Consider the following 23,039-nt stretch of genomic DNA (forward strand, 5'->3'; position numbering starts at 1 on the left):
ATTCTGAGGGCACGCGGCTAAACCCATTCAAGGCAGGCATCCCTCCTCCTCTGGCACCTGCAACCCCATGAACCGCCGCACTCTATGAGCCTCGGGTTTCTCGCGGATCGCCTGTGGCGAGGCATCCAGCTGAATGTGGCCGTTTTCCATGAAGATCACCCGGTCGGAAATCGACAGGGCAAAATCCATCTCGTGGGTGACAATCAGCAGGGTCATGCCTTCGCGGGCCAGGTGGCTGATGACCGTGAGTACTTCGCCGACCAGCTCCGGATCCAGCGCCGAGGTGGGTTCGTCGAACAGCAGGATATCCGGGTCCATGGCCATGGCCCGGGCAATTGCCACGCGTTGTTGCTGGCCGCCGGACAGTTGATGCGGATATTTGTGGACGTGTGCCAACAGGCCGACCTTGTCGAGTAACTGGCAGGCGCGTTGTTCGCTCAGTGCGCGGCTGGCACCGTGATAACGGGGAGCGAGGCTGATGTTCTCCAGCAGTGTGCGGTGCGGGAACAGGTTGAAGCTTTGGAACACCATGCCGATGCGCCGTACGCCCTGACGAATCCGGCGGCTATCCGGTTTGTCCCAGGCATTGATGTAGCCCTCGCCGAACAACAGGATTTCGCCCTGATCGATGCGCTCCAGGCCATTGACCGTACGAATCAGCGAAGTCTTGCCGGAGCCGGATGGGCCGATGATCGAAATCACCTGGCCACTTTGCACCTTCAGGTCGATGCCCTTGAGCACATGATGATCGCCGTAGCGTTTGTGCACGCCCTGCAGTTGCAGGGCCGGGGCGGCGCCTTTGGATGGGGGCTTGAGCTTGCTCGATAGCACAGGCGCCAGGCTGTCACGCAGCGCTTGTGTCGAGGCGCTGTCGAGGGTTTGCGGTGTCCGCAGGTTGAGGTCCAGGTAGCGTTCCAGACGCTGCAGGGCAAAGCCGAACAACGTGACGATCAGCACGTAGTACACGCCCACTGCCGCCAGGGTTTCCATCACCAGGAAGTTCTGCGCATACAGGCGCTGGCCGACGGTCAACAGTTCGGTCAATGAAATCACCGAGATCAACGACGTCAGTTTGACCACCGTGATGTATTCGTTGATCAAGGTCGGCAGAGAGATACGAAATGCCTGGGGAATCACAATCAGCCGTTGCAGACCGAACAGGCCGATTCCCAGGGCGCGGCCGGCTTCCTTCTGGCCCTTGGCGACCGAGATCAGCCCGCCACGATGAATTTCAGCCATGTAGGCGGCCTCAGTGACCACCAGCGCCAACAGACCGGAATAGAACGGTACCGACAGCACCGGCCCGGCACCGGGCAGCAACTGCGGCAGGTTGTAGATGAAAACCACCAGCACCAGCAGCGGAATGCTGCGAAAGAACCAGATGTAGAGTGACGCCGGCAGGCGCAGCCAGGGCGAGCCGGACAGCTTGGCTGACGCCAGGATGAAGCCCAGTAACATCCCCAGGAACCAGGCCAGGGCGCTCAGTTCGATGACGGTCAGGCTCGCCGCCCAGAAGTCAGTCTTGGAGAACAGCGAAATAAAGTAAGACCAGTCGAATTGCATAGACACCTCGTGCACGCCGCGCCCTCGACCGAGGGCGCGGCTTCAGCCATTACTCGGAGACCGGTTCCAGGTCGTACTTTTTGAGAATGGCGGCGTACTCACCGTTGGCCTTGCTGTCGGCCAATGCCTTGACCAGCGCCTGATAGGTAGCGTCGGCATCTTTTTTCACGTAGATGCCCAAGGTCTGCGGGTAAACCAGCTTCTGCGAACTGACCACGACCCGCCCGTTGGTGCGTTGGGCGATCATGTGTGCGGCACCGGCGATTTCCACCTGGGCCTGGATGTTCTTCGACAGCAGCGCCTGCGTCACTTCGGGGGCCGAGGGGTATTCGTTGACGGTGATCGCACCTTTGTTGTTGGGAACGCAGTAGTCGCTGGACAACTGGTTGAACTTGGCGACCCAGGTAGTGCCCTGCTCCAGGCCGATCTTCAGGCCGCACAAGTCCTCGGGAACCTGCGGGCTCAACTCACTGCCCTTGGGCACCATGATCGCGGCGCCGGTATTGGCGTAGGCGATGGTGCGGGCCTGGAGCTGGCGCTCGGGGGTGATGTACATGCCGGAAATGATCGCGTCGTAATGCCCGGCGTTGAGGCCGTTGATCAGATTGGGAAACTTGGTGTCGACGAAATTGGCCTTGACGCTCATCGCCTTGGCCAGGGAGTGGGCCAACTCAGGATCGGAACCGACCACATTCTTGTCAGCGTCGTAGGACTCGAACGGTGGGTAGGTGATTTCCATACCGACCTTCAACACACCGGGGGTCGCGGTGCTGGCGAAGGCGGTGCTGGCGCAGAACAGGCCGGCGGCGAGCAGGCTCAGTTTGGTCAGGGCGTTGTGGCTTTTCATGGTGGGAAGCTCCGTGGGTTGTTTTTTTAGGAATGAGAGGTGGTGTTCTTCAGATGGCCGAAACTCGATGGTTTTCGGGCCCGGGACGGCAACTCAAGCTCGCCGCTCTCCACGCGTTTGCGCAGGTACTGGTAGGTCTGCAAGGCCTGGCTCCACATGTGCTCGCCAATCGCCAGCGCCTCGTATTCACGGGTATCGCTGGCGAAGGCCGGCAGCGGCTTGATCAGCGTGTGATAGTCGCAGGCGTAGAACAGCGGGAAGCTGTAGCGCTCCTGGGCAACCTTGCGCACCCGGTGGGCAGTGGCGACAAAAGCACCTGCGGTCATGACTTCCAGCATGTCGCCGATGTTCACCACGAACGCGTCGGGTAGTGGCGGTGCGTCGATCCACTGCCCCTGATCATTGAGCACCTCCAGCCCCGGTTGATCGGCGTGCAGGATGGTGAAGCACTCGTAGTCGGTATGCGCGCCGATGCCCGGTGCATCGACGACATCGGCGTCAAAGGGGTAATGGATCAGCCGCAATTTGGAGGGTGGGCGAGTCACCAGCGCGTCGAAGTAGCCCTCCTCCAGCCCCAGGGCCAGGGCGAAGCCATCGAACAGCCGGCGGCCTAACGCGAACACCGCCTGATAGTAGTTCTGTACCGCGCTCTGGAAACCCGGCACGTCGGGCCAGTGGTTCGGCCCCAGCAGCGGTGTACGGTTGAGGAACAGCGGGTCATCCGCTGGCACTTCGAAGCCGATATCGAACGCTTCTTTGTGATCCGGCTTGCCCTTTGAATAGACCTCCTCGCCTTCGGGCACGAAGCCCTTGTGGCTTTCCGAGGCGCCGATGTAGTGGCGCATCTTGGCGTCCAGCGGTTGCGCAAAATAATCCCTGGCCGCCTGGCGCAAGCCCTCGATCAGCGCCGGATCGATGCCGTGCCCGGTGATGTACAGAAAGCCCACATCGCTGGCGGCGCGGCCCAGTTGCTCGGCCACGGCCAGGCGGTGCTCCAGTTCGATGCTGAAGAGCCCGGCGATGTTCACCACCGGAATGCTGTTGAAGTTGGCTTGGGTTGGCGAGGTGTTACGCATGGCGGGCTCCTTCACGGGTGAAACGGTCGAAGTGTTCGCGCTCGGTCCGGGCCATCCACTGGTTCAAGGTCCAGAGGTCGGCCACCGGCATGTTGGTGAAGGGCAAGTGATGCAGATAACCGTCGGCACCGAACTCCGGGGTCAAGGTGCTGACCGGGTAGCCACGTTCGCGCTGAGCGGTCCAGACGGCCTCCCAGTGGCGCTGATGAAACGCCAATTCACGGGCATATTCCGGGGCGGCGGGATGAGGGACTTGCGGGCCTTGGTCGTAGCCGACCCGAGCCTGGATGTGATGCACGCGTGCGACGAAGGCCGAAAGATCGTCGGCCGGATCGTCCAGCAGTCGCTCACAGCACACCACCCAGTGGCTGATGTCACTGGTGAAACGCAGGCCCGGCAGTTGGCGGATCAGCTCCAGGGTCACCCAAGGGCTGTAAAGGGAACGGGCGCGATGCGTCTCGAAACTGCAGAACACGCCATGCCTGGCGGCCAGTTCCATGGCCTGGCCGAAAAATTCGACCTGCAATGCCTGCGGCCAGCGGTCGTTGCCTGCCAGCAGATTGACGAAACGTGGGGTCAGCTCCGAGGCCCAGCCCAGTTTGCGATCAATGTCGGCCAAGTGCTGGGTGGGCGTGGCGTTCTGGTCGGGCAATACATCGTAGGCACTGAACAGTGTGCAGATGTAGGGAACTTGATTACTGCGCAGGAAAGCGCCGAACTCGCCACGCTCATCGGCCTGCAATGGCAGGCGTGCTTCGAGGCCATCGAAGCCAGCGGCGAGCAGCTCATCCAGGGCCTGTGCCTTGCTGGCGGTATAGCCCCATAACGTGCGGAAAATTTCTAGCTTCATGCATTCCTCTCGGCTGCGTTAGGCCGCCCGCTGTCTGGGCTGGCGTTACTGGGCAGTCGAAAGAAGTTGCTGCGGGCCGCTGCTCTGATGGCTGCGGTCCCGTGTGACGAATCCTAAGGCTAGGGCGACAAGCGATTGAATAGGCTGCAGCAAATAGTTAGTTCAGAAATTCATGAACTAACGATGCCGGATTTTCTCGCGTTGTGTAAGCCGCAATGCGATCCGTAGCAGCTGTCGAGCCTGCGCTCGCTGTAGCAGCTGTCGAGCTCGCGAGGCTGCGTTCGGCTGCGCAGCAGTCGTAAAACCAGAACTCGCGGTGTGTCAGGTAGACCGCATCAGCCGGATTCACGACTGCTTCGCAGCCGAACGCAGCCTCGCAGGCTCGACAGCTGCTACCAAGCGCGCGCCCGGTGCGGATGGGCACGAACCAGAACAGAGCACGGCGGCTCTGCCATTCCCGCGACTGGTGCGTTGCTCGCCTGTGCGGCCTTCACAGCCCTGTAGCCATCAGATGCAATTCTCCTTCCACCGCGGGGTGACAGGCTGATCCGTTGTCGAGCACAAAGGCTGGCAAACAACTTGCTTAGGCTCTGCTCAAGCTTGAGCCATCAACACCGATGGTTTGGCAAACATCTCGGACAACGGCGTCCGCTCCCCTGCACATTGCGGCAGGAGAGCGTGCGCCGTTTTTGCTTTCATCCCGGCATCAGAAGGAAATCCTCATGTCCGCTCAAGGAATGCACCCACCGGGTCACGCCATCGTTCATCTGCGCAGCGATGGCGGCACATCGCACCCGGCCGGCACATCATTCGCCAAAGCCTTGTTCGAACCTGGCAGAGCCCTGCTCGAACGCAGCAGGATCGGCTTCTGGCTACCGCTCGGTTTAGCCCTCGGCGCCTGTGGTCTCGCACTGGCCGAACAGCCCGCAAGCGCATTGGCCCTGATACCTGGCGTGCTGTACCTGGGATGCGCCTGGCAGCTTCGCGAGCGTCATCAACGCCAGCTGCAGACATTCTGGGACACGGAACTGGCACAACTGCTGCGCAGCTCCCAGGATGCCGAACCCGCGACGCTGCTGGTGGCCGCCAGCCTGCAACTGCGCAACAACGAACGCTTGCGCAGCGAAGTACAGTTCGCCAGCCGTGCCCTGGAGCAGATGGCCCAACAGGCCCGCGACCAAGGAGCGGAACAGAGCCAACGTATCGCGATGATCGCCGCCGCCAGCGAACAGATCGACCAGACCCTGCACAGCATCGATGCCTTGGCCAAGGGCGCGCTGGCAGCCTTCGCCAACGCCCATGCCCAGAGCGAAACCGGTTGCCTGGAGGCGCGCTCAGTGGGTGACAGCATGCGCGCCATTCAACAACGCCTGGGCAATACCGCACACGCCGTGGAAGCGTTGCTGCAGCGCACGACCGCCGTGGAAAGCACGGTCAACAGCATTCAGGCATTGGCCAAACAGACCCAGTTGCTGGCGCTCAATGCCTCCATCGAGGCGGCCCGTGCCGGCGAGCACGGGCGCGGTTTCGCCGTGGTCGCCGATGAGGTCCGCAGCCTGGCCCAGGCCACCGACCGGGCGACCCATGAAATCACCAGCGCCGCGACAGCGATCGCCATGGCCGTGCGCCAGGTGGATGGCGAGGTCAAGGAACACCGCGATCTGCTGGCCGCCGGGAGTGAACAGAGCGAGCAGCTCGCCGCCAACCTCGACGACCTGGCGCAACATAGCCAGAGCAATCTGCAACAGCTCGGCGCCATGCAACAGGCGCTCAGCGAGCATCAGCTAGCCAATCATGCCCTCAGCGAACAGTTGCAACAGGTCAATGGCGCGGTGCAGGAACAGAGCACGCAAACCAATGCGCTGCACGACCTGACCCGTTATCTCAACCAGCTCACCGCCGGAAGCCGCCCATGAATCCAGCATTCGCCACAGCATTCGACGATGGGCCATCCCGCCAAGTCCGTCTGCCGCAGGGTGACACCGGACTAAGGCAGGCGCTGTTGCTCGGTCTCGACCTGCTGCAAGGTCTACAGCAACATCGCGGTCTCGGCGGACAAGTCACCCGCGAGGCGCAACAACGTTGCCAGGCATTGGGGCACGCGCTCGACCAACGCTGGAGGGAGTGGCCGTATCCCGCACAGTGCCAGGCCTGGAGCGCATTACGCCGCGACCCGGCGGATTTCGATGGCCATTGCCGATTGCTGCAAGACCTGCTCGGCGCCATCCAGCACCTCGAACTGCAACGCTGTGCGCTCAGCCTGGCGCGCCCGAGCATCGCCGCGCGCTGCTGGGAGCTTGAAGAGCTGGGACGACTGCGCGGGCTGTCGGTACGCGCCGCCGCGCATCGAAGTTGCCCGTTGGAGATGCTGATTCAATTGCAGTACCTGCACGAACGCTTGCTCAAGCACGCTCCCCATTCGCTGCACACTGCGCTCGAACAACTGCAACGCTGCCTGATCGGGACAACCACCGTGTCCATCACCCCGGCGCAGTGCTACGCCCTCCTCACCCCATTGCTCGACGAACGCCTGGACGCTATCCGCCGGGATCTGGATTGAGGCTGCCGTCACCAGAACAGAGATCCGCAACAGCTCGTTCCTTTACCGTAGATTCGCTACTATGTTTGCACCGCTTTCCTTGTCGGCGGATTTCTTCACTCTGGAGCCCGAATGCCTAGTCAAAAGGACATCGCCGCCGAAAGCGGCGCACCGATGATTCCTGAACAGCGCCGTGAATTGATGCTGCGCCAATTGCGCAAGCATCAGGTGCTGAGCGTTCATCAACTGATGGAAATGTTCGACTGCTCGCACATGACCATCCGCCGCGATATCGCGCTGCTTGAACAGGAAGGCCGTGCTTACTCGGTCACTGGCGGCGTGCGAATTGCCAGCCAGCTCCACAGCGAGCCCAGTCATCAGTTCAAGGCGGTGGTCGAGTTGCCGCAGAAGCAGGCGATGGCCAAGCTGGCCGCGCGGCTACTGCATGCCGATATGACGGTTTATCTGGATGCGGGGACCAGCACACTGGAAATCGTCCCGTACATCAAGGCGCTGTCGGGAATGACCGTGGTGACCAACGACTTCGGGATTGTCCAGGCGCTGATCGATGCGCCCCATGTCACGGTGATTCACACCGGCGGGCAACTGGATCATTCGAATCAATCGTGCGTGGGCGGTCTGGCGGTGGCCACCTTGCGCCAGATCGTCACCGATATCGCTTTCATTTCCACCAGCTCCTGGGATTTGCGTCGCGGCCTCACCACGCCTTCGGCGCTGAAGGTGGAGGTCAAGCAAGTCGCGATGCAATCGGCGTCGCAAGTGGTGCTGGTGGCCAGCAGTTCGAAGTACGGCACGTTCAGCATGTACCGGATCGCCGGGCTCGAGCAGTTCGACATCATCCTCAGCGACGACGCACTCACCCCTGCCGCGGCCGATAGCATCCGCAAGCAGGGTGTCGAGCTGCTGTTGCCTTCCGATAACAACCTGTAAGGCGTTAGCGCGCCTTCCAGTCACGCAACCACTGCAAACCGGCCGACGTGTTGCCACGGGGCCGGTATTCGCACCCTACCCAGCCGTCATAACCCAACTGGTCGATCAACTCGAACAGGTAGGGATAGTTGACTTCGCCCAGGTCCGGCTCATGTCGATCCGGTACGCCGGCGATCTGGATATGGCCGATACCGGCGAAGTCCCGACGCAGTTTAGTCGCCAGGTCACCTTCGACGATCTGGCAGTGGTAGCAGTCGAACTGAACCTTCAGGTTACCGGCGCCCACTTCCTTGCAGATGGCCTGGGCCTGATCCTGGCGATTGAGGAAAAAGCCCGGCATGTCGCGTGTGTTGATCGGTTCCAGCAGCACCGTGACGCCGACCTTGGCGGCCTGCGCGGTGGCGTATGCGAGGTTCTCCAGGTACACGCCGTGATGCCGTGGACGATCGCTTTCCGACGGCAGCAACCCGGCCATCACATGGATGCGCGAGTTGCCCAGCACCGCGGCGTATTCCAGTGCGCGATCGAAACCGCTGCGAAATTCACTCTCCCGCCCCGGCAACGACACCGTGCCCCGCTCGCCTGCCGCCCAATCGCCGGGCGGTGCGTTGAACAGCGCCTGTACCATGCCGTTGTCGCTCAGGCGTTGTTTGAGTTCCTGGGCGCTGTAGTCGTAGGGGAACAAGTATTCCACCGCTTCAAAACCATCGGCGGCCGCGGCGGCGAAGCGATCCAGAAACTCATGTTCCGGGTAGAGCATGCTGAGGTTGGCAGCAAAACGAGGCATGGTAGCTCCTTGGATAGAAGGTTAGACAAACGGCCAGATCAGCAAGGTAATACCGAAACCCAGCGTGCCGAGCAAGGTGGTCAGCACAGTCCAGGTACGCAGGCCGTCGGCCACGTTCAACCCGGACAGCTTGGTGAAGATCCAGTAACCGGCGTCGTTGATATGGGACATGGCCAACCCGCCACCGCCCATGGCCAGGCACAGCAGCGCCATGTGGTTCGCGGTGAGGTTGAGGGTCGCGATCAGCGGGCTGATGATGCCGGCAGTGGTCACCAACGCCACCGTGGTCGAACCCTGGACCGCACGCAGCAGCATGGTCAGCAGAAAGCCCAGCGCGAGCACCGGCAGACCGGTGGTGCGCAGCAAATCGGAGACGACGGCGCCGATGCCGGTGTCCACCAACACCTTGCCGAACACACCGCCGGCACCGGCAATCAGAATCACCATGGCCACGCCAGGCAAGGCCGAACCGATCACGTCAGACACCTGAGTACGGCTCCAGCCCCGACGCGAACCCAGCAACCAGGCACACAGCAAGGTGTCGATCAGCAGCGCCACCAATGGCGCACCGAGCACAGTCATGATACCGCGCAGGACCGAGTCGGCCGGCAGCAACGAGTTGGACAGCGTCCCCAGCAGAATCAGAATGATCGGTAACGCGATCAGGCTGACGATCATGCCAAAACCCGGCGCGGGTGCAGGCGGCAACTTGGAAACGATAGTGCTGGTGGCTTCCTCCAGGCCCATGTGCGACGCGGCCACGGCTGCTCGTTCAGCGCTCTTGCCGTTGCCATTGGCCCAAGCGACCAAATCTTCGTTGGTGACATGCGGGCCATAGACTTCGGCACGGATATCGTCGGTCATCGGGTACACCCGACGGGTCATGCGCCCGGCCACGCGGTAACCGACATAGCAGAGGAACGCGGTGATCGGCAGACCGAACATCAGCACCCGGCCAAGGTCGGCACCCAACTGACTGGCAGCGGCCACCGCACCCGGGTGTGGCGGCAGGAAGGCGTGTACGGTCAGCAACGCCGCACACATCGGCAGCGCAAACACCAACAGCGGCTTGCGCGCACTGCGGGCGACGCCATAGGCCAACGGCATCAGGATGATCACGCCGACCTCGAAGAACACCGGCACCCCGACCATGAACCCGGCAATCGTCAGCGCCAGCGGCGTGCGTCGATTGCCGAAACGGTTGATCAGCGTCTTGGCCAGCGCCTCGGCACCGCCGGAGAGTTCGATGATCCGTCCGATCATCGCGCCCAGGGCGATGATGATCGCGATATGGCCCAGGGTCTTGCCCATGCCGCCTTCGATGGTGGCGACCAGGTCGGCCGGTTTCACCCCGGCCACCAGCGCCACCAGAATGCTCACCAGCATCAACGCCACGAAAGGCTGGAACTTGTACTTGAGCACCAGAAACAACAACAGAGCGATCCCTAGCCCCGCGGTAACCATCAAGATTAACGGGCTCATTTCACAAGCCCTCCGCGCCGGGTGAACACAAGGGTGCTGCAACCGGGTCTGAAAATGCCGCAGTGAAGGTGAGTCATGCCTGGATGTCCTCTTGTTATTGTATTTTTCAGGCAAGCCGGGGTCGTGGGAGTCGCTGCACGTCTCCCGAACAAGGCCTGCTTTATCGGTCTTTCGTGTTCTATCGTTTTAAAACACTTCAGCGCACTACCAGTGCACGCCGAAGGCCGCTCGCAGCTCGTCCAGCGCTGCCTGATCGAGCGGTTCAGGCTTGGGATTGCTCATCAGCCACAGCCGCGCGGTTTCTTCGAGTTCTTCCAGGGCGTAACTGGCTCTGGACACCGAACTCTCCCAGACCACCGGCCCCAGCCGTTCGAGCATCACGCCGCGAACGCTGTTGGCCAGTTGTGCGACCTGTTCGGCAACCTTTGGCGAGCCGGGACGCTGGTAGCTGATCAACGGGATATGCCCGACTTTCATCACCTGATACGGCGTCAGTGGCGGCAGGATGTCATTCGGCTGCCAGACTCCCGCCAGGGTCAACGCCACCAGATGAGTGGAATGGGTATGCACCACGCCACCGACACTCGGGTTGCGGTCGTAGACCTGGCGATGCAACGCCAGGGTCTTCGAAGGCTTGTCACCGGACACCCACTCGCCAGCCAGATTGACTTTGGCGATGGTTGCCGGGTCGAGGCGGCCCAGGCACACGTCAGTCGGCGTGATCAGCCAGCCGTCATCCAGCCGTGCGCTGATATTGCCGGCGCTGCCGACGGTGTAACCGCGCTCATACAGGCTGCGGCCTACGTCGCAGATTTCTTCGCGCAGGGCGTTTTCATTACTCATTGCGCACCTCCGGTCTGGGCCAGTTGCTTCAGCGCTTTGCTGAAGAAATCCCGACCACCGAAGTTGCCCGATTTGAGCGCCAGCGCCAGAGGCTCATCGGTGCTGCTGACGGTTGCCGGCACACCCGGATCGATCTGCGCGCCGATCTGCAGCAGTTGCACACCCAGCGCCTGAACCACCGCGCCCGAAGTTTCACCGCCGGCGATCACGAAGCGCCGCACGCCGCTTTGACGCAAGCCTTGGGCAATTTCGCCAAATGCGTTTTCCACTAGACTGCCGGCCTGCTCGACGCCGAGCTGCTGTTGCACTGCCTTGACCTCGTCCGGTGCGCTAGTGGCGTAGATCAATACCGTTTGTGCATTGCCCTTGGCGAAGGCCAGGGCTTGGGCAACCACTGGTTCGCCAGCCGCCAGGGCCAAAGGATCGATCCGCAACGCGGGTCGACCGGCTTCGAGCCAGGCCGCGACCTGGCCATTGGTGGCGATCGAAGCGCTGCCGGCCAACACCACTTCACCGCCGGCCACCGCCGGGAGTTTCGAGGCATCGAGGTCGCGCAATTTACCGGCGCGACGGAAGTTTTCCGGCAAGCCCAGGGCCAGCCCCGAACCACCAGTCAGCAACGGCAAGTCGGCACAGGCGGTGCCGAGGGTGTACAGATCCTGGTCCGACAAGGCATCGGCAACCGCCATGCCGACACCTTGAGCCCGCAGTTCGGCGATGCGTCCGCGTACCTTTTCGGCGCCTTGGGCAATGGTGTCGTAGCGCAACAGGCCGACGTTCAGACGGGTCTGCGATTGCAGCACCCGCACCAGGTTGGCATCGGTCATCGGCGTCAGCGGGTGATGCTGCATACCCGACTCGCTGAGCAGTTGATCCTGCACGAACAAGTGACCGCGAAAGATTGTCCGGCCATTCTCCGGGAACGCTGGGCAGGCCAGGGTGAAATCGCTGCCCAGCGCCGCCAGCAGTGCTTCGCTGACCTGGCCGATATTGCCGGCCGCGGTGGAATCGAACGTCGAGCAGTACTTGAAGAAAATCTGCTCGCAGCCTTGGTCACGCAGCCAGGCCAGCGCGGCGAGGGACTGCTCGACCGCTTCGGCGACTGGAATGGTGCGTGACTTGAGGGCGATGACGATCGCATCGGCATCGAGCCCGGCCGCCACTTCGCTGCTCGGAATGCCGATGCTTTGCACGGTGCGCATACCGCCGCGCACCAGCATGTTGGCCAGGTCCGTGGCACCGGTGAAATCGTCGGCGATGCAGCCCAGCAATGGGCGTGCAGGGGTTGTGCTCATGGTGCGTTCCTCAAACCGGCTCGGTCTTGGCAGTCGGCAACTCGATGCCGGGGAAAATCTTGATCACCGCAGAATCATCCTCACGCCCGAAGCCGGCACTGGAAGCCTGCATGAACATCTGGTGGGCAGTGGCCGACAGCGGCAGCGGGAATTTGCTGGCCCGTGCGGTATCCAGTACCAGGCCCAGGTCCTTGACGAAAATATCCACTGCGGACAACGGCGTGTAGTCAGCCTTGAGAATGTGCGGCACGCGGTTTTCGAACATCCAGGAATTGCCGGCGCTGTGGGTGATCACTTCATAAAGCGCGTCGGCATCGACCCCTTCACGCAGGCCCAGCGCCATGGCTTCGGCAGAGGCAGCGATGTGCACCCCGGCGAGCAGCTGGTTGATGATCTTGACCTTGGAGCCCAGGCCATGGCTGTCGCCCAGGCGATAGACCTTGCCGGCCATGCCTGCCAGGACGGCTTCGGCCTTGGCGTAAGCGTCGGCCGGGCCGGACGTCATCATGGTCATTTCACCGGCAGCCGCCTTGGCTGCGCCACCGGAGATCGGGGCGTCCAGATACAGCAAGCCCTGGGCGGTCAGGCGCTGACCCAGGTCGACAGCGTAGGTCGGGGCCACGGTGGCGCAACCGATCACCAGGCTGCCAGGGCGCAACGCAGCGACGGCACCACCCTCGCCAAACAATACGGTTTCGGTCTGCTCGGCGTTCACCACCACGGTAATGATCACGTCGCACGCCGCGGCCATTTGCGCGGGCGAAGAGCACGCCACACCGCCCTCCCCAGCAAACTGTTCAGTCACCTGCGCACGCACATCACAGGCATGCACATTGAAACCACTGCGCAACAGTGAGCGGGCAATGCCCAACCCCATCGCGCCCAGACCGACAACACCGACATTCTTGTTATTCATGGGGTACTCCTGAGGGAAGCAACGGCCTGTTCCACGCCGACAAAGCGCAGGCGGCGGGCCGCGATGTAGAGATGAGCACCCGCGGCATGGCCAGCGGATCGCCCAACACAATGGCAGCTACGAGCTGCTTGACACTGGTTGAGCAGATAATCCACCAATGAACAGATTATGTGAAGTATTTTTTTAAAATAACATTTTTTAACATAGACCCAAGAACATCCATCGTCGCGACGCATGCTCTGTCGAATTTACGCAGGTGAAAAAAGTCAGATTGCAATCCAGATAGCCGACGCAGCTGCTCGCAAGCAGCCGCGTTGGCCGGGATGTTTACCTTGAATGTTTCTTATTTCATGAAGCGATCCTTGCGATGAAATCCACGGAAATCAAAGCAAGGGGTTCACTTAAGTGGTTTTATGCAGGCTGGGCCATCATCAATCGCTCTCTTGCAGACGCCTCAGATTCGAGCGGGTGATACGATGATTTTCACGTTGTGCTCCTTGTTGTTAACCAATTGCTCAAAGCCCTGCCCGACGATCTGTTCCAGCTGAATGCGCCCGGTTATCAGCGGCGTGATGTCCAGCCGGCCGTCGGCGATAAAGGCGATCACATCTGCAAACTCCCCGTTATAGGCGAGTGCACCCAGCAGCTGTTTTTCGGTGGCGACCAGCTCGAAGAAATTGAACTCGCTGGGCTCCTCGAAGATGCCCACCAATACACACGTGCCCGCCTTGCGGATGAGGTCGATGGCGAGCTTGGCGGTGTGTTTGTTGCCGATGCATTCGAAACTGACATCCGCCCCCAGCCCGCCGGTCAGCCGCCGCACCTCAGCCAACGCATCACACTCATTAGGGTCCAGCACATGGCTCGCCCCCACCTCCTGGGCCTTGGCCTTGCGCGCTCCCGACATTTCCAGAGCAATGACCTGGGCCGCGCCAGCCGCCTTGGCGCACATGATGGTGCACAGGCCGATGGTTCCCGCGCCAACCACCACCACATTTTTCCCCAGCAAACTCCCGGCCTTTTTCACTGCGTGCATGCCCACTGCCAGCGGTTCGATCAGCGCCCCGGCTTCGGCGGGAAAGTTGGCCGGCAACTTGTAAAGCAGGTTGGCCGGTACGTTGACCAACTCGGCGAACGCGCCATTGTTCATCAGCCCGGTGAACGCCAGGTTCTCGCAAATGTTGTACAGCCCATGGGTGCAGTAATAACAAGTGCCACAGTGCTGACAGGCATCGGCTGCCACCGGTTCGCCCACACTGAACCCCTGGACCCCGGCGCCGATTTCGACGATCTCGCCACAGAACTCATGACCGAGAATGCACTGCCCCTTGATGCCGGTCAGCGGGTGCGGCGCATCCACCGGAATGAACACTGGCCCGGCCACGTATTCATGCAAGTCGGAGCCGCAAATACCGCACCATTGCACGCGAATCTGCACCCAGCCCGCCGGTGGCGAGACGGGCAACGGCACATCTTCGACGCGGATATCGTGACGACCATGCCAGACAGCGGCACGCATGCTGCGGGTCGGATCAATTGGAAGGCTCATGTTGGAATCTCCTTGAAATCGTTGGCCTTGGCGCCCGGCAAATGGCCGGCCGCCAAGGGAGGCATCAGTGTTGTTGGACAAAGTCCAGAATCAGCCGATTGACCTGCTCGGCCGCTTCCATCTGCACCATGTGCGCCTGACCCGGCAGGATTTCGACCTGAGCAGCCAGGCCAGCGCTGTGGGTCGCAGGAATGATCGCGTCGTCACTGCCCCAGATCAGCAACACCGGTTGCCGGTTTTCTTGCACCACGCCGCGAAGATCGAGTTGTTGCCGCCCTTCTTTGAACAGCCCCGCAACCAGCAGGCGCAGGGCCGCATCCACCCCTTCCAGACGCTTGTACTTGAGCATGTCTTCGAGCATCTGCCGATTGACCAGTTCGGGGTCGGAGAACAGTTTCACCAATTGTGGCTTGAGGGCATTGCGGCTGGCTGCCTCGACAAAACCTTGCAGGTAATCGCCGTTGATTTCCGCACCCAGGCCGGCGCTGCCGATCAAGCTCAGGGAACGCACCCGCTGGGGAGCCAGGCGCGCCGTGTTCAGCGACACCGCCCCGCCCATGGAATGCCCCACCAGATGCGCCACGGGAACATCCAGATGATCGAGCAGAGCCAGCAGCACCCCGCTCAACTCATCCAGAGTTCCGTGCTCCAACTGTTTGCCCGACTCGCCATGGCCCGGCAGATCCAGAGCAATCACCCGGCGCCCGGCGGCCAATGCTTCATGATTGAACATCCAGTTATTCAGGTCACCGCCGAACCCGTGCACCAGCACCAACGGCACCCCGCCTTCGCCGCGCTCGAAGTAACGGATCAGTCGCCCGTCCAGTTCGACCTTCTGCGGCTTCGGCCCACTGTCTTCCTCGGCACCGTCACCTGGCACGAACGCGGCCTGGAACTGCTCGATCACCGCATCGATCTCGGCCTCGCTGGCTTCGCCGTCGACCACGATGCCGAGCAATGCACCGACCGCGAGGGTTTCATCCTGGCGCGCGATCTGCCGGCGCAGCACACCGGAAAACGGCGCTTCGACACTGCTGGAAATTTTGTCGGTTTCTACGTCGAGCACTTCATCGCCCTTGGCGATCGCCTGGCCCTCCTCCTTGAGCCAGACATCGACCCGGCCTTCGGTCATGGACAAGCCCCACTTGGGCATGGTCAGGGTATGGATCTGGCTCATGAACGCTTGCTCCACTCGATCAGCTTGAGCACGGCGTTTTCGATCTTCGCCGCGTCGGGGATATAGAGGTCTTCCAGAGAGTCGGAGAACGGCACCGGTGTGTGCGGCGCGGTGACCATCTCGATGGGCGCCTTGAGCGAGGCGAACGCTTTTTGCGCCACCAGGGCCGAGATGTCGGTGGCCATGGAACAGCGCGGGTTGGCTTCGTCGATCACCACCAGGCGCCCGGTCTTTTCCACGCTTTCCAGAATGCTGTCTTCGTCCAGCGGGCTGGTGGTGCGCAGGTCGATGACCTCGCAGTCAATACCCCGCCCTGCCAGGCTGCGGGCCGCATCCATTGCCGTATTGACCGTGCGCCCATAGGAGACCAGGGTCACGTCCTTGCCGTCGCGAAGGAAGTTGGCCTCGCCGAACGGGATGGTATAGAGCTCTTCCGGCACCTCGCCCTGCATGCTGTAGAGCAGTTTGTGTTCGCAAAAGATCACCGGATCGTTGTCGCGGATGGCCTGGATCAATAGGCCCTTGGCGTCATAAGGTGACGACGGGCAGACGACTTTCAGGCCGGGGATGTGGGTCCACAGCGACGTGAGCATTTGCGAGTGTTGGGCGGCGGCCCGCAGGCCCGCGCCGACCATCGTGCGAATCACCAACGGGGTGGAAGCCTTGCCCCCGAACATGTAGCGAAACTTGGCCGCCTGATTGAGGATCTGGTCCAGGCAGCAACCGGCGAAGTCGACGAACATCAACTCACACACCGGGCGCACGCCGCAGGTCGCTGCGCCTACCGCGGCACCGACATAACCCAACTCCGACAGCGGTGTGTCCAGCACGCGGCCGGGAAATTGGTGGTAGAGGCCCTTGGTCACGCCCAATACCCCGCCCCAGGCGTCGTTTTCACCGGGAGCACCGGCACCGCCGGCGACGTCTTCCCCCATGATGAACACGCTGGGGTCGCGACGCATTTCCTGGGCCAGGGCTTCGTTGATTGCCTGCTGATAACTGATTTTTCTCGCCATGATAAAGGTCTCGATTCTTGTTATAGGGGGCGTTCAGGGATAGGAAACGTAGACGTCGGTGAGCAGGTCGGCGGCGCTTGGCTTTGGGTCGGACTTGGCCTTGCGCACGGCATTTTCGATCAACAGGTCCACTTCGCCATCGATCTGGTCCAACTGGCTGGCATCGATCAAACCGGTCCGGGTGGTGCGCTCGCGAAACTGCATCAAGCAGTCGTTGTGTTCGCGGAAATACTTGACCTCGTCCGGTGCCCGATAGGTCTGGGCGTCGCCTTCAAAGTGACCGTAGTAGCGGGTCAACTTGACCTCGATCAACGACGGTCCTTCACCGGCTCGGGCGCGCGCCACCGCGGCACCGGCGGCTTCGTGAACGGCGAAAAAATCGAAGCCGTCGACGGTGACCCCAGGCATGCCGAAACCGGCTGCGCGGTCGGCGATGTGATCGCAGGCCACTGACCAGTTGGACGCCGTGGCCTCGGCGTAACCGTTGTTCTCGGCAATGAACAGGCACGGCAAGTTCCACACCGAGGCCATGTTCATCGCTTCGAACACGGCGCCTTCGTTGGAACCGCCGTCGCCGAAAAACGCCACGGCGACGCCATCGGTTCCCTTGAGCCTGGCGGCCAGGGCCGCCCCTACCACCAGCGGTGCACCGGCACCGACGATGCCATTGGCACCGAGCATGCCTTTCTCGAAATCGGCGATGTGCATGGAGCCGCCCTTGCCCTGACAGACTCCGGTTTTCTTACCGTAGATTTCGGCCATCATCCCGTGCACATCAACGCCCTTGGCGATGCAATGACCGTGGCCACGGTGGTTGGAGGCGATGCAGTCGTCATCCCTCAGGTGAGCCATGACACCGGCGGCCGAGGCCTCTTCACCGGCATAAAGATGGACGAAACCGGGAATCTCGCCGGTGGCGAACTCCACGTGCAGGCGCTCTTCAAAGACGCGGATGGTGCGCATCACCCGATAGGCATGCAGCAATTGATCAGCAGTCAGCTGTGTCGACATTTTTATTCTCCAGGGTGTCTTGAGGCTCAAGTTTCAAAGTGCAAGGTTCAAAGGGTGTTGCGGGTGTTCACGACCGATGGCCAGCAGCCGCTCTTGCGCGGCATAGGCCAGTGCCGCATTGACATCGATACTCAGCGGGCCGCCGGCATCGAGGGTCACGGTGGGCAAGTCATCGGCGTTGAATTCGATTTCCCGTTCGCCATCCAGGGCCAGGGTGCCGCTGCTCAGGCACAGGCGATGGGCAACACCGGGTTCAAGGCTGCCGGCCGCGAGCACGCCGCAGCCTTGCAACAGGCCGGGTGCCAGGGGCACCAGCAAGGCTTCGGACGATTGCGGATCAAGGCGCATCCACGCACCGGTGGAGGCTTGGCGCGATACCGGAAACCACAAGCCGCAGAGGGCCGATATGCCAATGGACTGAGGTTCGGCGAAGGTGACGAACACCTCCGCCAGATCGACCCCACGGCTGATTGCACGGGCGCCGATAAAGGGCAGCGAGGACACCGCCACGTCCACCAGCGCCACTTCGCACAGGTCGCGGCGCGGAATCCGCACCAGCAGGCGTTTATTGCGACGCAAGGCAATTTCGGGTGGGATCCGGCCGCTGGCGAATAGCCCGCCGGCCAGCCCGGCGCTGGTGGCCTCACGCAGTTCCGGGAAGGCATTGTTGGTCCCCGTCGACAGGGTCAGCAATGGAATGTCGCCGACTTCGGCAGCCACCGCTTTGTGGGTGCCGTCACCGCCGAGCACGGCAATCAGCGACACGCCGCGTTCAGCCATCCAGCGCGCGGCCTGGCGAGTGTCCGCCACGCTCTGGCGCAAGGTCAGTTCCAGGAACTCCAGGGTTGGCCAGTGGCTGTCACGCGCCTGGCGGCCATGACTGTTCTTCTTCACCGCCGCCGCGATGCCGGTCATGTCGGTGGGCATCAGCACGCGCTCGACACCGGTGGCGCCAAAAGCCGCCAGCAGCCGTTGGATCACCGAGACCTTGTCAGTGCTGGAAAACAGCCCGGCATTCGCCGTCAGGCGCCTTACGTCCCGGCCGGACGCCGGATTGGCAATGATGCCGACGGTCAGGGGCAAGCGACTCATGTCGCCACCACGGGTACGGCAGAGTAAAAGCCTCGGCAGGAGGACATAGGGCACCTCTTGTTATTATCGGGTTGCCAGTCGTGCTGGTTGCCAGGGTTAGAGCAAGGCCGGTGCCAGAATCGCAAAAGATCGCCGAAAAGCCCGATCCAGAGCGGTTTTGACTACATTTCCAAGTGATGGGATCCCGCTCGATTGAGACGTCCCATGTCAGCCTGCACGGGTTAGAGGTCAGACCTTGAGACGTCGCGTCTCAGCTTCGCAGTGGGGTGAACCGATGCTTGTCGACCGTCCGTGAACGGCGCTTAATAGCCCGCACAACTAAAAGAAGATCGAACCGGAGGCCTTAAATGCTTTCCGCACACTCGAAGGCGCATGTGGATTGCGTCAGCCGTGTTTTGAAGAATGCAGCACACCTGCCGCAACTGCCGGTGCCGGACTTGATCCTGGATTCATGGCGCCGCTCCATGGAGCAACACCACTTGGACCCTGGCTCATTACAAGGGCCGCGGATCCTGTCCCAGAACGTGCTGCAAGAGTGTCGAGAACGCTCAGAACTGTTCCTGCGCATCGCCAGCGAAGAAGTCGCCCGGCTCCACGGTCGCGTGCGCGATGCCGACTACTGCGTGTTGCTCACCGACGCACAGGGCCAGACCATCGACTATCGCGTGGAAACCTCCATCCGTAATGATTGCCGCAAAGCAGGCCTGTACCTGGGCACCTGCTGGTCAGAGGGCGAGGAAGGCACCTGCGGGGTGGCCGCGGTGCTGACCGCACGAACACCGGTCACAGTGCACAAGCGGGATCACTTCCGCGCGGCTTTTATCGGACTCACCTGCTCCGCCGCTCCGGTCTTCGACCCTCGGGGGGAACTGCTCGGGGTGCTCGATGTGTCTGCGGTGCGTTCGCCGGACGACCGTCGTTCGCAGCATCTGATCCGGCAACTGGTGGTGCAGAGCGCACGGGAAATAGAACAAGCGTTTTTCATGAACAGTGCCCAGGGTTACTGGGTGCTGCGGGCCCACAACAGCCCAGGCTACGTCGACAGCCAGCCCGACTACCTGCTCGCCTGGAACGACGACGGACAGCTGCAGGCACTCAACCCCGCGGCGCGGCAATGGCTGTCGCAACGTTTTGGTCAACTGCCGGACCACATCGGCCAAGTGTTCGATCAGCAGTTATTGCATCGCGCCAAGGACGAATCGCTCTGCCTGTTTCACTGCCGGGGTGGCCGCCATGTCTTGCATGGGCGACTCAGCGCGCCACGGCAAGTGAAACGCAGCCCGGCTCGTCGGGTACTGTCACCCGCCGAACTCGACCCGCGACTGGAAGAAAGATTGCGCCTTGCGGTTCGGGTCAAAGACCGTAATCTGCCGGTGCTGATCCACGGCGAAACCGGTTCCGGCAAAGAAGTCTTCGCCCGCCAGCTGCACCAGGCCAGTCTGCGCCGTGATCGACCTTTTATTGCGGTGAACTGCGCAGCGATTCCCGAAAACCTGATCGAAAGCGAGCTGTTTGGTTATGCAGCCGGTGCCTTCACTGGTGCTTCGAATAAAGGCATGCAAGGTCTGCTGGAACAGGCCGATGGCGGCACCCTGTTTCTCGATGAAATCGGCGATATGCCCCTGACCCTGCAAACCCGCCTACTGCGGGTTTTAGCCGAGGGCGAAGTGGCGCCCCTGGGAGCGTCAAGAAGCAAGGCGATAGACATTCAGGTGGTCTGCGCGAGCCACCGCGATCTGGAGGCCCTGGTCGCCTCTGGCGAGTTTCGCGAGGACCTGTACTTCCGCCTCAGTGGTGCGCGATTCCAATTGCCGCCGTTGCGCGAACGCAGTGATCGACTGGCATTGATCAACCGGATACTCGAAGAAGAATCATCGGCCTGCGCAATGGCGATGCAACTGGGAAGCGCCGCACTGGAATGCCTGCTCGGCTATCGCTGGCCGGGTAATGTGCGCGAACTGCGGCACGTGCTGCGTTACGCCTGCGCGGTGTGCGAGACCGACTTGATTCTGTTGAGTGACTTGCCTGAGCATCTGCCCGGCCGTCGACTCAATGATTCGGCTTCAGCTGACACCCTGGAACGCTGCGCCAGTCCGGAACGCGAGGCACTCATCGATGCCCTCGTGCGTCATCGCTGGAAACCCACCCTCGCGGCCAAGGCTTTGGGCATCTCCCGGGCAACGCTGTATCGACGGGTGCATCAACATGGCATCGACATGCCTGGCAGGGGCTGACCACGATTTCATCCGGCGGCCCCGCTCAATGAGCGTTGGCCACCGGACAGCACAATGGACTTGCATCGATCACAGTATCGGTGAACGGCATCGAGTAAATGTGGGAGTAAGCCCCGGCTATTAAAACCAGGTTTCCATCTGTATCCCGTATTGCCACACACCGCCGGCGTTGAAGTCGGTCTTGCCGAAGTTGTCTGTGGAGCTGTATCGGTCCAGGTCCGAAGACCAGTTCATGAAGCTGGCGAATACGCGCAACTCGGGGCGTGTGAGCAGGTCTCCAACGTCGGGTTTGAAGGTCGGGGCGATGGTGAATTTCCAGAAGTTGCCGTCCACCGCATTACGTTGCAGGTAGCCCTTGGGGTCGAGGTTCATGGTTTGCCAGCTCATTTCGTAGGCCATCTCGAAATTGCTGTTGATTTCATTAGCCAACCGCATGTTCAGGGTCATCCAGCGGTAGTCGTCTCCCTTGACGTAGCGATCCTTGCTTTGTTCGGCCAGCAGACTTGGACCGATGCGCCAGTGGGGTGCAATCGGTGTCTCGCCGTACAGCGCCAGGCGCAGCGCACGGGCGTCTTCGATCAGTTCGCCGTCCGAGCCAATGTTCTTGACCTCGGCCCCCAACCCTTGCCCGTAGAGCAGCGCAGTCTTGAAGAAGCCTTCCCTGCCGAAAAAGTTTTTCTGGTGGTTGGCCACCATGCTGTGCAAGCCGGAGTCCGCAGGCTTCAGGCCCGCTTCATTGGTGCGAGTGCTAAAGTCGTTTTTCTTTGAACCAATACCATTGAACATCCACTGCCACTGACCATTATCGAAGAACTGGTTGGAGGTGAGGATGTAGCTTTCCACATCGGCATTGACACCGCCCTCACTGAAATCCCCGTAGTTACGCCCGATCAACGAGTAATTCGAGCGCCAGTTCTTGTTCATCTGCACGTCGTAGATACCACCCCCGGTGCCGGCCAGAAAGATGACGTCCGAGTCCAGCCAATGGATATCGAAGTTGTCCCTGTCGAATCGCTTGCCTGCCCACAGGGTGGCGTTCTCGAACGTCGAATTGCCCTTGAATGCGGCGAGATGATCGAGTTCCGTAAATACCTGGCGCACGTTCAGGTTACTTTCGGCGGCCGTCCAGTCATTGGAGCTTTCCACTCCATCGGCGATGGAAACCGTGAATTTGGAATGGGTGCCGTTCTGCGCATAGGCTTCTTTCGACAGGTCTATACGCATGTAAGTATCGTCTTCATTACCCAGTCGCCCGACTGCACCACCGACTGAACCGGCAGGCGTCGTATAAGGACCGCCCCGCCCGCCCCCCAGGCCATCGTTGATCAGCAATCCGGAGCGGGCGTAGCCCTTGAAGCTGAACCCGTCGGTGAGGTGTCCGGTACTGCCCTCCTTCTCCAGGCTTTGCTGACGAGCTTCGAGTTTTGCCAACCGAGTATCCAAACTGGGCGCCGCAGTGGCGGTCGCAGTGGACGCAACAGGCTGCAAGGCGGGAGTGGACTGTTTGAGCTGCTGCAGTTCCCTGGCGAGTGCCTGGGTTTGCTGTTCGGCGGCAGCTGCACGCTTTTCCGCGGCGCTGGCACGGGCTTCAAACGCGGCCATGCGTTCTTCCAGAGTCGCGGCCTGAGAGGTGGCCACCGAGGTGCCGAGCACGCCTGCGAGTAGCCAGCTTGATGCTTTCTGCATAGGAATTTCCTGTTTTGTTTTTATTGTTTTGTCCTGCGACCGGTCTTTTCTTGCGTGAACTCTGAAATGTCAAAATCCACGAAAAAAAGGATGCCTCATCGCAAATACGCTGCTACATTTGGCGA

The 23,039-nt window shown here is 61.4% G+C and carries 19 protein-coding genes; 4 read left to right on the forward strand and 15 right to left on the reverse strand.

Going from position 1 to position 23,039, the window contains the following annotated elements; genetic code table 11:
• Positions 1 to 27: 27 nt before the first annotated feature.
• The 4 genes from PSH69_RS16465 to PSH69_RS16480 are packed head-to-tail and all read right to left on the reverse strand — an operon-like array spanning position 28 to position 4,336.
• Positions 28 to 1,563, reverse strand: coding sequence for an amino acid ABC transporter permease/ATP-binding protein (locus tag PSH69_RS16465; protein ID WP_305409098.1), 1,536 nt, complete (start codon positions 1,561 to 1,563; stop codon positions 28 to 30).
• A 49-nt stretch (positions 1,564 to 1,612) separates the two neighbouring features.
• A complete protein-coding gene (locus PSH69_RS16470; protein ID WP_305409099.1) occupies positions 1,613 to 2,410 on the reverse strand; it encodes a transporter substrate-binding domain-containing protein in 798 nt (265 codons plus the stop codon).
• A 26-nt stretch (positions 2,411 to 2,436) separates the two neighbouring features.
• On the reverse strand, positions 2,437 to 3,486 hold the full coding sequence (locus PSH69_RS16475; protein WP_305409100.1) for an isopenicillin N synthase family oxygenase: 1,050 nt from the start codon (positions 3,484 to 3,486) through the stop codon (positions 2,437 to 2,439).
• Positions 3,479 to 4,336, reverse strand: a complete 858-nt coding sequence (locus PSH69_RS16480; RefSeq protein ID WP_305409101.1) for a sugar phosphate isomerase/epimerase — start codon at positions 4,334 to 4,336, stop codon at positions 3,479 to 3,481. Before PSH69_RS16480 ends, PSH69_RS16475 begins: the two co-directional genes overlap by 8 nt.
• Positions 4,337 to 5,685: 1,349 nt before the next feature.
• On the opposite strand from PSH69_RS16480, the gene PSH69_RS30280 reads away from it, so the two are divergent.
• The 3 genes from PSH69_RS30280 to PSH69_RS16495 all read left to right on the forward strand — a co-directional run bounded on the left by PSH69_RS30280 (position 5,686) and on the right by PSH69_RS16495 (position 7,826).
• A complete protein-coding gene (locus tag PSH69_RS30280; protein WP_370695262.1) occupies positions 5,686 to 6,252 on the forward strand; it encodes a methyl-accepting chemotaxis protein in 567 nt (188 codons plus the stop codon).
• A gap of 86 nt (positions 6,253 to 6,338) precedes the next feature.
• Positions 6,339 to 6,896 (forward strand): hypothetical protein, encoded by a 558-nt coding sequence (locus PSH69_RS16490; RefSeq protein ID WP_370695263.1) that lies wholly within the window; start codon positions 6,339 to 6,341, stop codon positions 6,894 to 6,896.
• Between the two features lie 111 nt (positions 6,897 to 7,007).
• On the forward strand, positions 7,008 to 7,826 hold the full coding sequence (locus tag PSH69_RS16495; RefSeq protein WP_018928936.1) for a DeoR/GlpR family DNA-binding transcription regulator: 819 nt from the start codon (positions 7,008 to 7,010) through the stop codon (positions 7,824 to 7,826).
• 4 nt (positions 7,827 to 7,830) lie between these two features.
• Here the strand turns inward: PSH69_RS16495 and otnI are convergent, their stop codons facing one another.
• From otnI to PSH69_RS16545, 10 genes are all read right to left on the reverse strand, one after another.
• Positions 7,831 to 8,613 carry a 2-oxo-tetronate isomerase gene (gene otnI, locus PSH69_RS16500; RefSeq protein ID WP_305409104.1) on the reverse strand — a complete coding sequence of 261 codons (783 nt, stop codon included), beginning with the start codon at positions 8,611 to 8,613 and terminating at the stop codon, positions 7,831 to 7,833.
• A gap of 21 nt (positions 8,614 to 8,634) precedes the next feature.
• The gene (locus PSH69_RS16505) at positions 8,635 to 10,095 is read right to left on the reverse strand and encodes an SLC13 family permease (RefSeq protein ID WP_305409105.1); all 1,461 of its coding nucleotides are present in this window, start codon (positions 10,093 to 10,095) and stop codon (positions 8,635 to 8,637) included.
• A gap of 204 nt (positions 10,096 to 10,299) precedes the next feature.
• Positions 10,300 to 10,938: an aldolase gene (locus PSH69_RS16510; protein WP_007941469.1), complete on the reverse strand. Its 639-nt coding sequence runs from the start codon at positions 10,936 to 10,938 to the stop codon at positions 10,300 to 10,302.
• Positions 10,935 to 12,233 carry a 3-oxo-tetronate kinase gene (gene otnK / locus PSH69_RS16515; protein WP_305409106.1) on the reverse strand — a complete coding sequence of 433 codons (1,299 nt, stop codon included), beginning with the start codon at positions 12,231 to 12,233 and terminating at the stop codon, positions 10,935 to 10,937. Before otnK ends, PSH69_RS16510 begins: the two co-directional genes overlap by 4 nt.
• A 10-nt stretch (positions 12,234 to 12,243) precedes the next feature.
• Entirely contained in the window at positions 12,244 to 13,149 is a 906-nt protein-coding gene (ltnD, locus tag PSH69_RS16520; RefSeq protein WP_018928932.1) for an L-threonate dehydrogenase, read from the reverse strand.
• Between the two features lie 454 nt (positions 13,150 to 13,603).
• Entirely contained in the window at positions 13,604 to 14,668 is a 1,065-nt protein-coding gene (locus PSH69_RS16525; RefSeq protein ID WP_305412839.1) for a 2,3-butanediol dehydrogenase, read from the reverse strand.
• A gap of 94 nt (positions 14,669 to 14,762) precedes the next feature.
• Positions 14,763 to 15,875: an acetoin dehydrogenase dihydrolipoyllysine-residue acetyltransferase subunit gene (locus PSH69_RS16530; protein WP_111453172.1), complete on the reverse strand. Its 1,113-nt coding sequence runs from the start codon at positions 15,873 to 15,875 to the stop codon at positions 14,763 to 14,765.
• Positions 15,872 to 16,891 carry an alpha-ketoacid dehydrogenase subunit beta gene (locus PSH69_RS16535; protein WP_018928915.1) on the reverse strand — a complete coding sequence of 340 codons (1,020 nt, stop codon included), beginning with the start codon at positions 16,889 to 16,891 and terminating at the stop codon, positions 15,872 to 15,874. The genes PSH69_RS16530 and PSH69_RS16535 overlap by 4 nt, the downstream gene beginning before the upstream one ends.
• 33 nt (positions 16,892 to 16,924) lie before the next feature.
• Complete coding sequence (locus PSH69_RS16540) at positions 16,925 to 17,902, reverse strand: thiamine pyrophosphate-dependent dehydrogenase E1 component subunit alpha (protein WP_018928914.1); 978 nt, start codon at positions 17,900 to 17,902, stop codon at positions 16,925 to 16,927.
• Positions 17,903 to 17,935: 33 nt separating this feature from the next.
• Entirely contained in the window at positions 17,936 to 18,994 is a 1,059-nt protein-coding gene (locus PSH69_RS16545; RefSeq protein ID WP_305409107.1) for an ATP-NAD kinase family protein, read from the reverse strand.
• 347 nt (positions 18,995 to 19,341) lie between these two features.
• Between PSH69_RS16545 and PSH69_RS16550 the strand changes: the two genes are divergently transcribed.
• The gene (locus PSH69_RS16550; RefSeq protein WP_305409108.1) at positions 19,342 to 21,228 is read left to right on the forward strand and encodes a sigma-54-dependent Fis family transcriptional regulator; all 1,887 of its coding nucleotides are present in this window, start codon (positions 19,342 to 19,344) and stop codon (positions 21,226 to 21,228) included.
• A gap of 120 nt (positions 21,229 to 21,348) precedes the next feature.
• Here PSH69_RS16550 and PSH69_RS16555 read toward each other — a convergent pair whose 3' ends face one another.
• A complete protein-coding gene (locus PSH69_RS16555; protein ID WP_305409109.1) occupies positions 21,349 to 22,914 on the reverse strand; it encodes a carbohydrate porin in 1,566 nt (521 codons plus the stop codon).
• Positions 22,915 to 23,039 lie beyond the last annotated feature (125 nt).

The sequence above is a fragment of the Pseudomonas sp. FP1740 genome, assembly GCF_030687165.1.
Lineage (GTDB): Bacteria > Pseudomonadota > Gammaproteobacteria > Pseudomonadales > Pseudomonadaceae > Aquipseudomonas.

Coding starts and splice junctions, on each gene's coding strand:
- PSH69_RS16465 (WP_305409098.1), bottom strand. CDS start 1,563: ATGCAATTCGACTGGTCTTACTTTATTTCGCTGTTCTCCAAGACTGAC.
- PSH69_RS16470 (WP_305409099.1), bottom strand. CDS start 2,410: ATGAAAAGCCACAACGCCCTGACCAAACTGAGCCTGCTCGCCGCCGGC.
- PSH69_RS16475 (WP_305409100.1), bottom strand. CDS start 3,486: ATGCGTAACACCTCGCCAACCCAAGCCAACTTCAACAGCATTCCGGTG.
- PSH69_RS16480 (WP_305409101.1), bottom strand. CDS start 4,336: ATGAAGCTAGAAATTTTCCGCACGTTATGGGGCTATACCGCCAGCAAG.
- PSH69_RS30280 (WP_370695262.1), top strand. CDS start 5,686: ATGCGCGCCATTCAACAACGCCTGGGCAATACCGCACACGCCGTGGAA.
- PSH69_RS16495 (WP_018928936.1), top strand. CDS start 7,008: ATGCCTAGTCAAAAGGACATCGCCGCCGAAAGCGGCGCACCGATGATT.
- otnI (WP_305409104.1), bottom strand. CDS start 8,613: ATGCCTCGTTTTGCTGCCAACCTCAGCATGCTCTACCCGGAACATGAG.
- PSH69_RS16505 (WP_305409105.1), bottom strand. CDS start 10,095: ATGAGCCCGTTAATCTTGATGGTTACCGCGGGGCTAGGGATCGCTCTG.
- PSH69_RS16510 (WP_007941469.1), bottom strand. CDS start 10,938: ATGAGTAATGAAAACGCCCTGCGCGAAGAAATCTGCGACGTAGGCCGC.
- otnK (WP_305409106.1), bottom strand. CDS start 12,233: ATGAGCACAACCCCTGCACGCCCATTGCTGGGCTGCATCGCCGACGAT.
- ltnD (WP_018928932.1), bottom strand. CDS start 13,149: ATGAATAACAAGAATGTCGGTGTTGTCGGTCTGGGCGCGATGGGGTTG.
- PSH69_RS16525 (WP_305412839.1), bottom strand. CDS start 14,668: ATGCGTGCCGCTGTCTGGCATGGTCGTCACGATATCCGCGTCGAAGAT.
- PSH69_RS16530 (WP_111453172.1), bottom strand. CDS start 15,875: ATGAGCCAGATCCATACCCTGACCATGCCCAAGTGGGGCTTGTCCATG.
- PSH69_RS16535 (WP_018928915.1), bottom strand. CDS start 16,891: ATGGCGAGAAAAATCAGTTATCAGCAGGCAATCAACGAAGCCCTGGCC.
- PSH69_RS16540 (WP_018928914.1), bottom strand. CDS start 17,902: ATGTCGACACAGCTGACTGCTGATCAATTGCTGCATGCCTATCGGGTG.
- PSH69_RS16545 (WP_305409107.1), bottom strand. CDS start 18,994: ATGAGTCGCTTGCCCCTGACCGTCGGCATCATTGCCAATCCGGCGTCC.
- PSH69_RS16550 (WP_305409108.1), top strand. CDS start 19,342: ATGCTTTCCGCACACTCGAAGGCGCATGTGGATTGCGTCAGCCGTGTT.
- PSH69_RS16555 (WP_305409109.1), bottom strand. CDS start 22,914: ATGCAGAAAGCATCAAGCTGGCTACTCGCAGGCGTGCTCGGCACCTCG.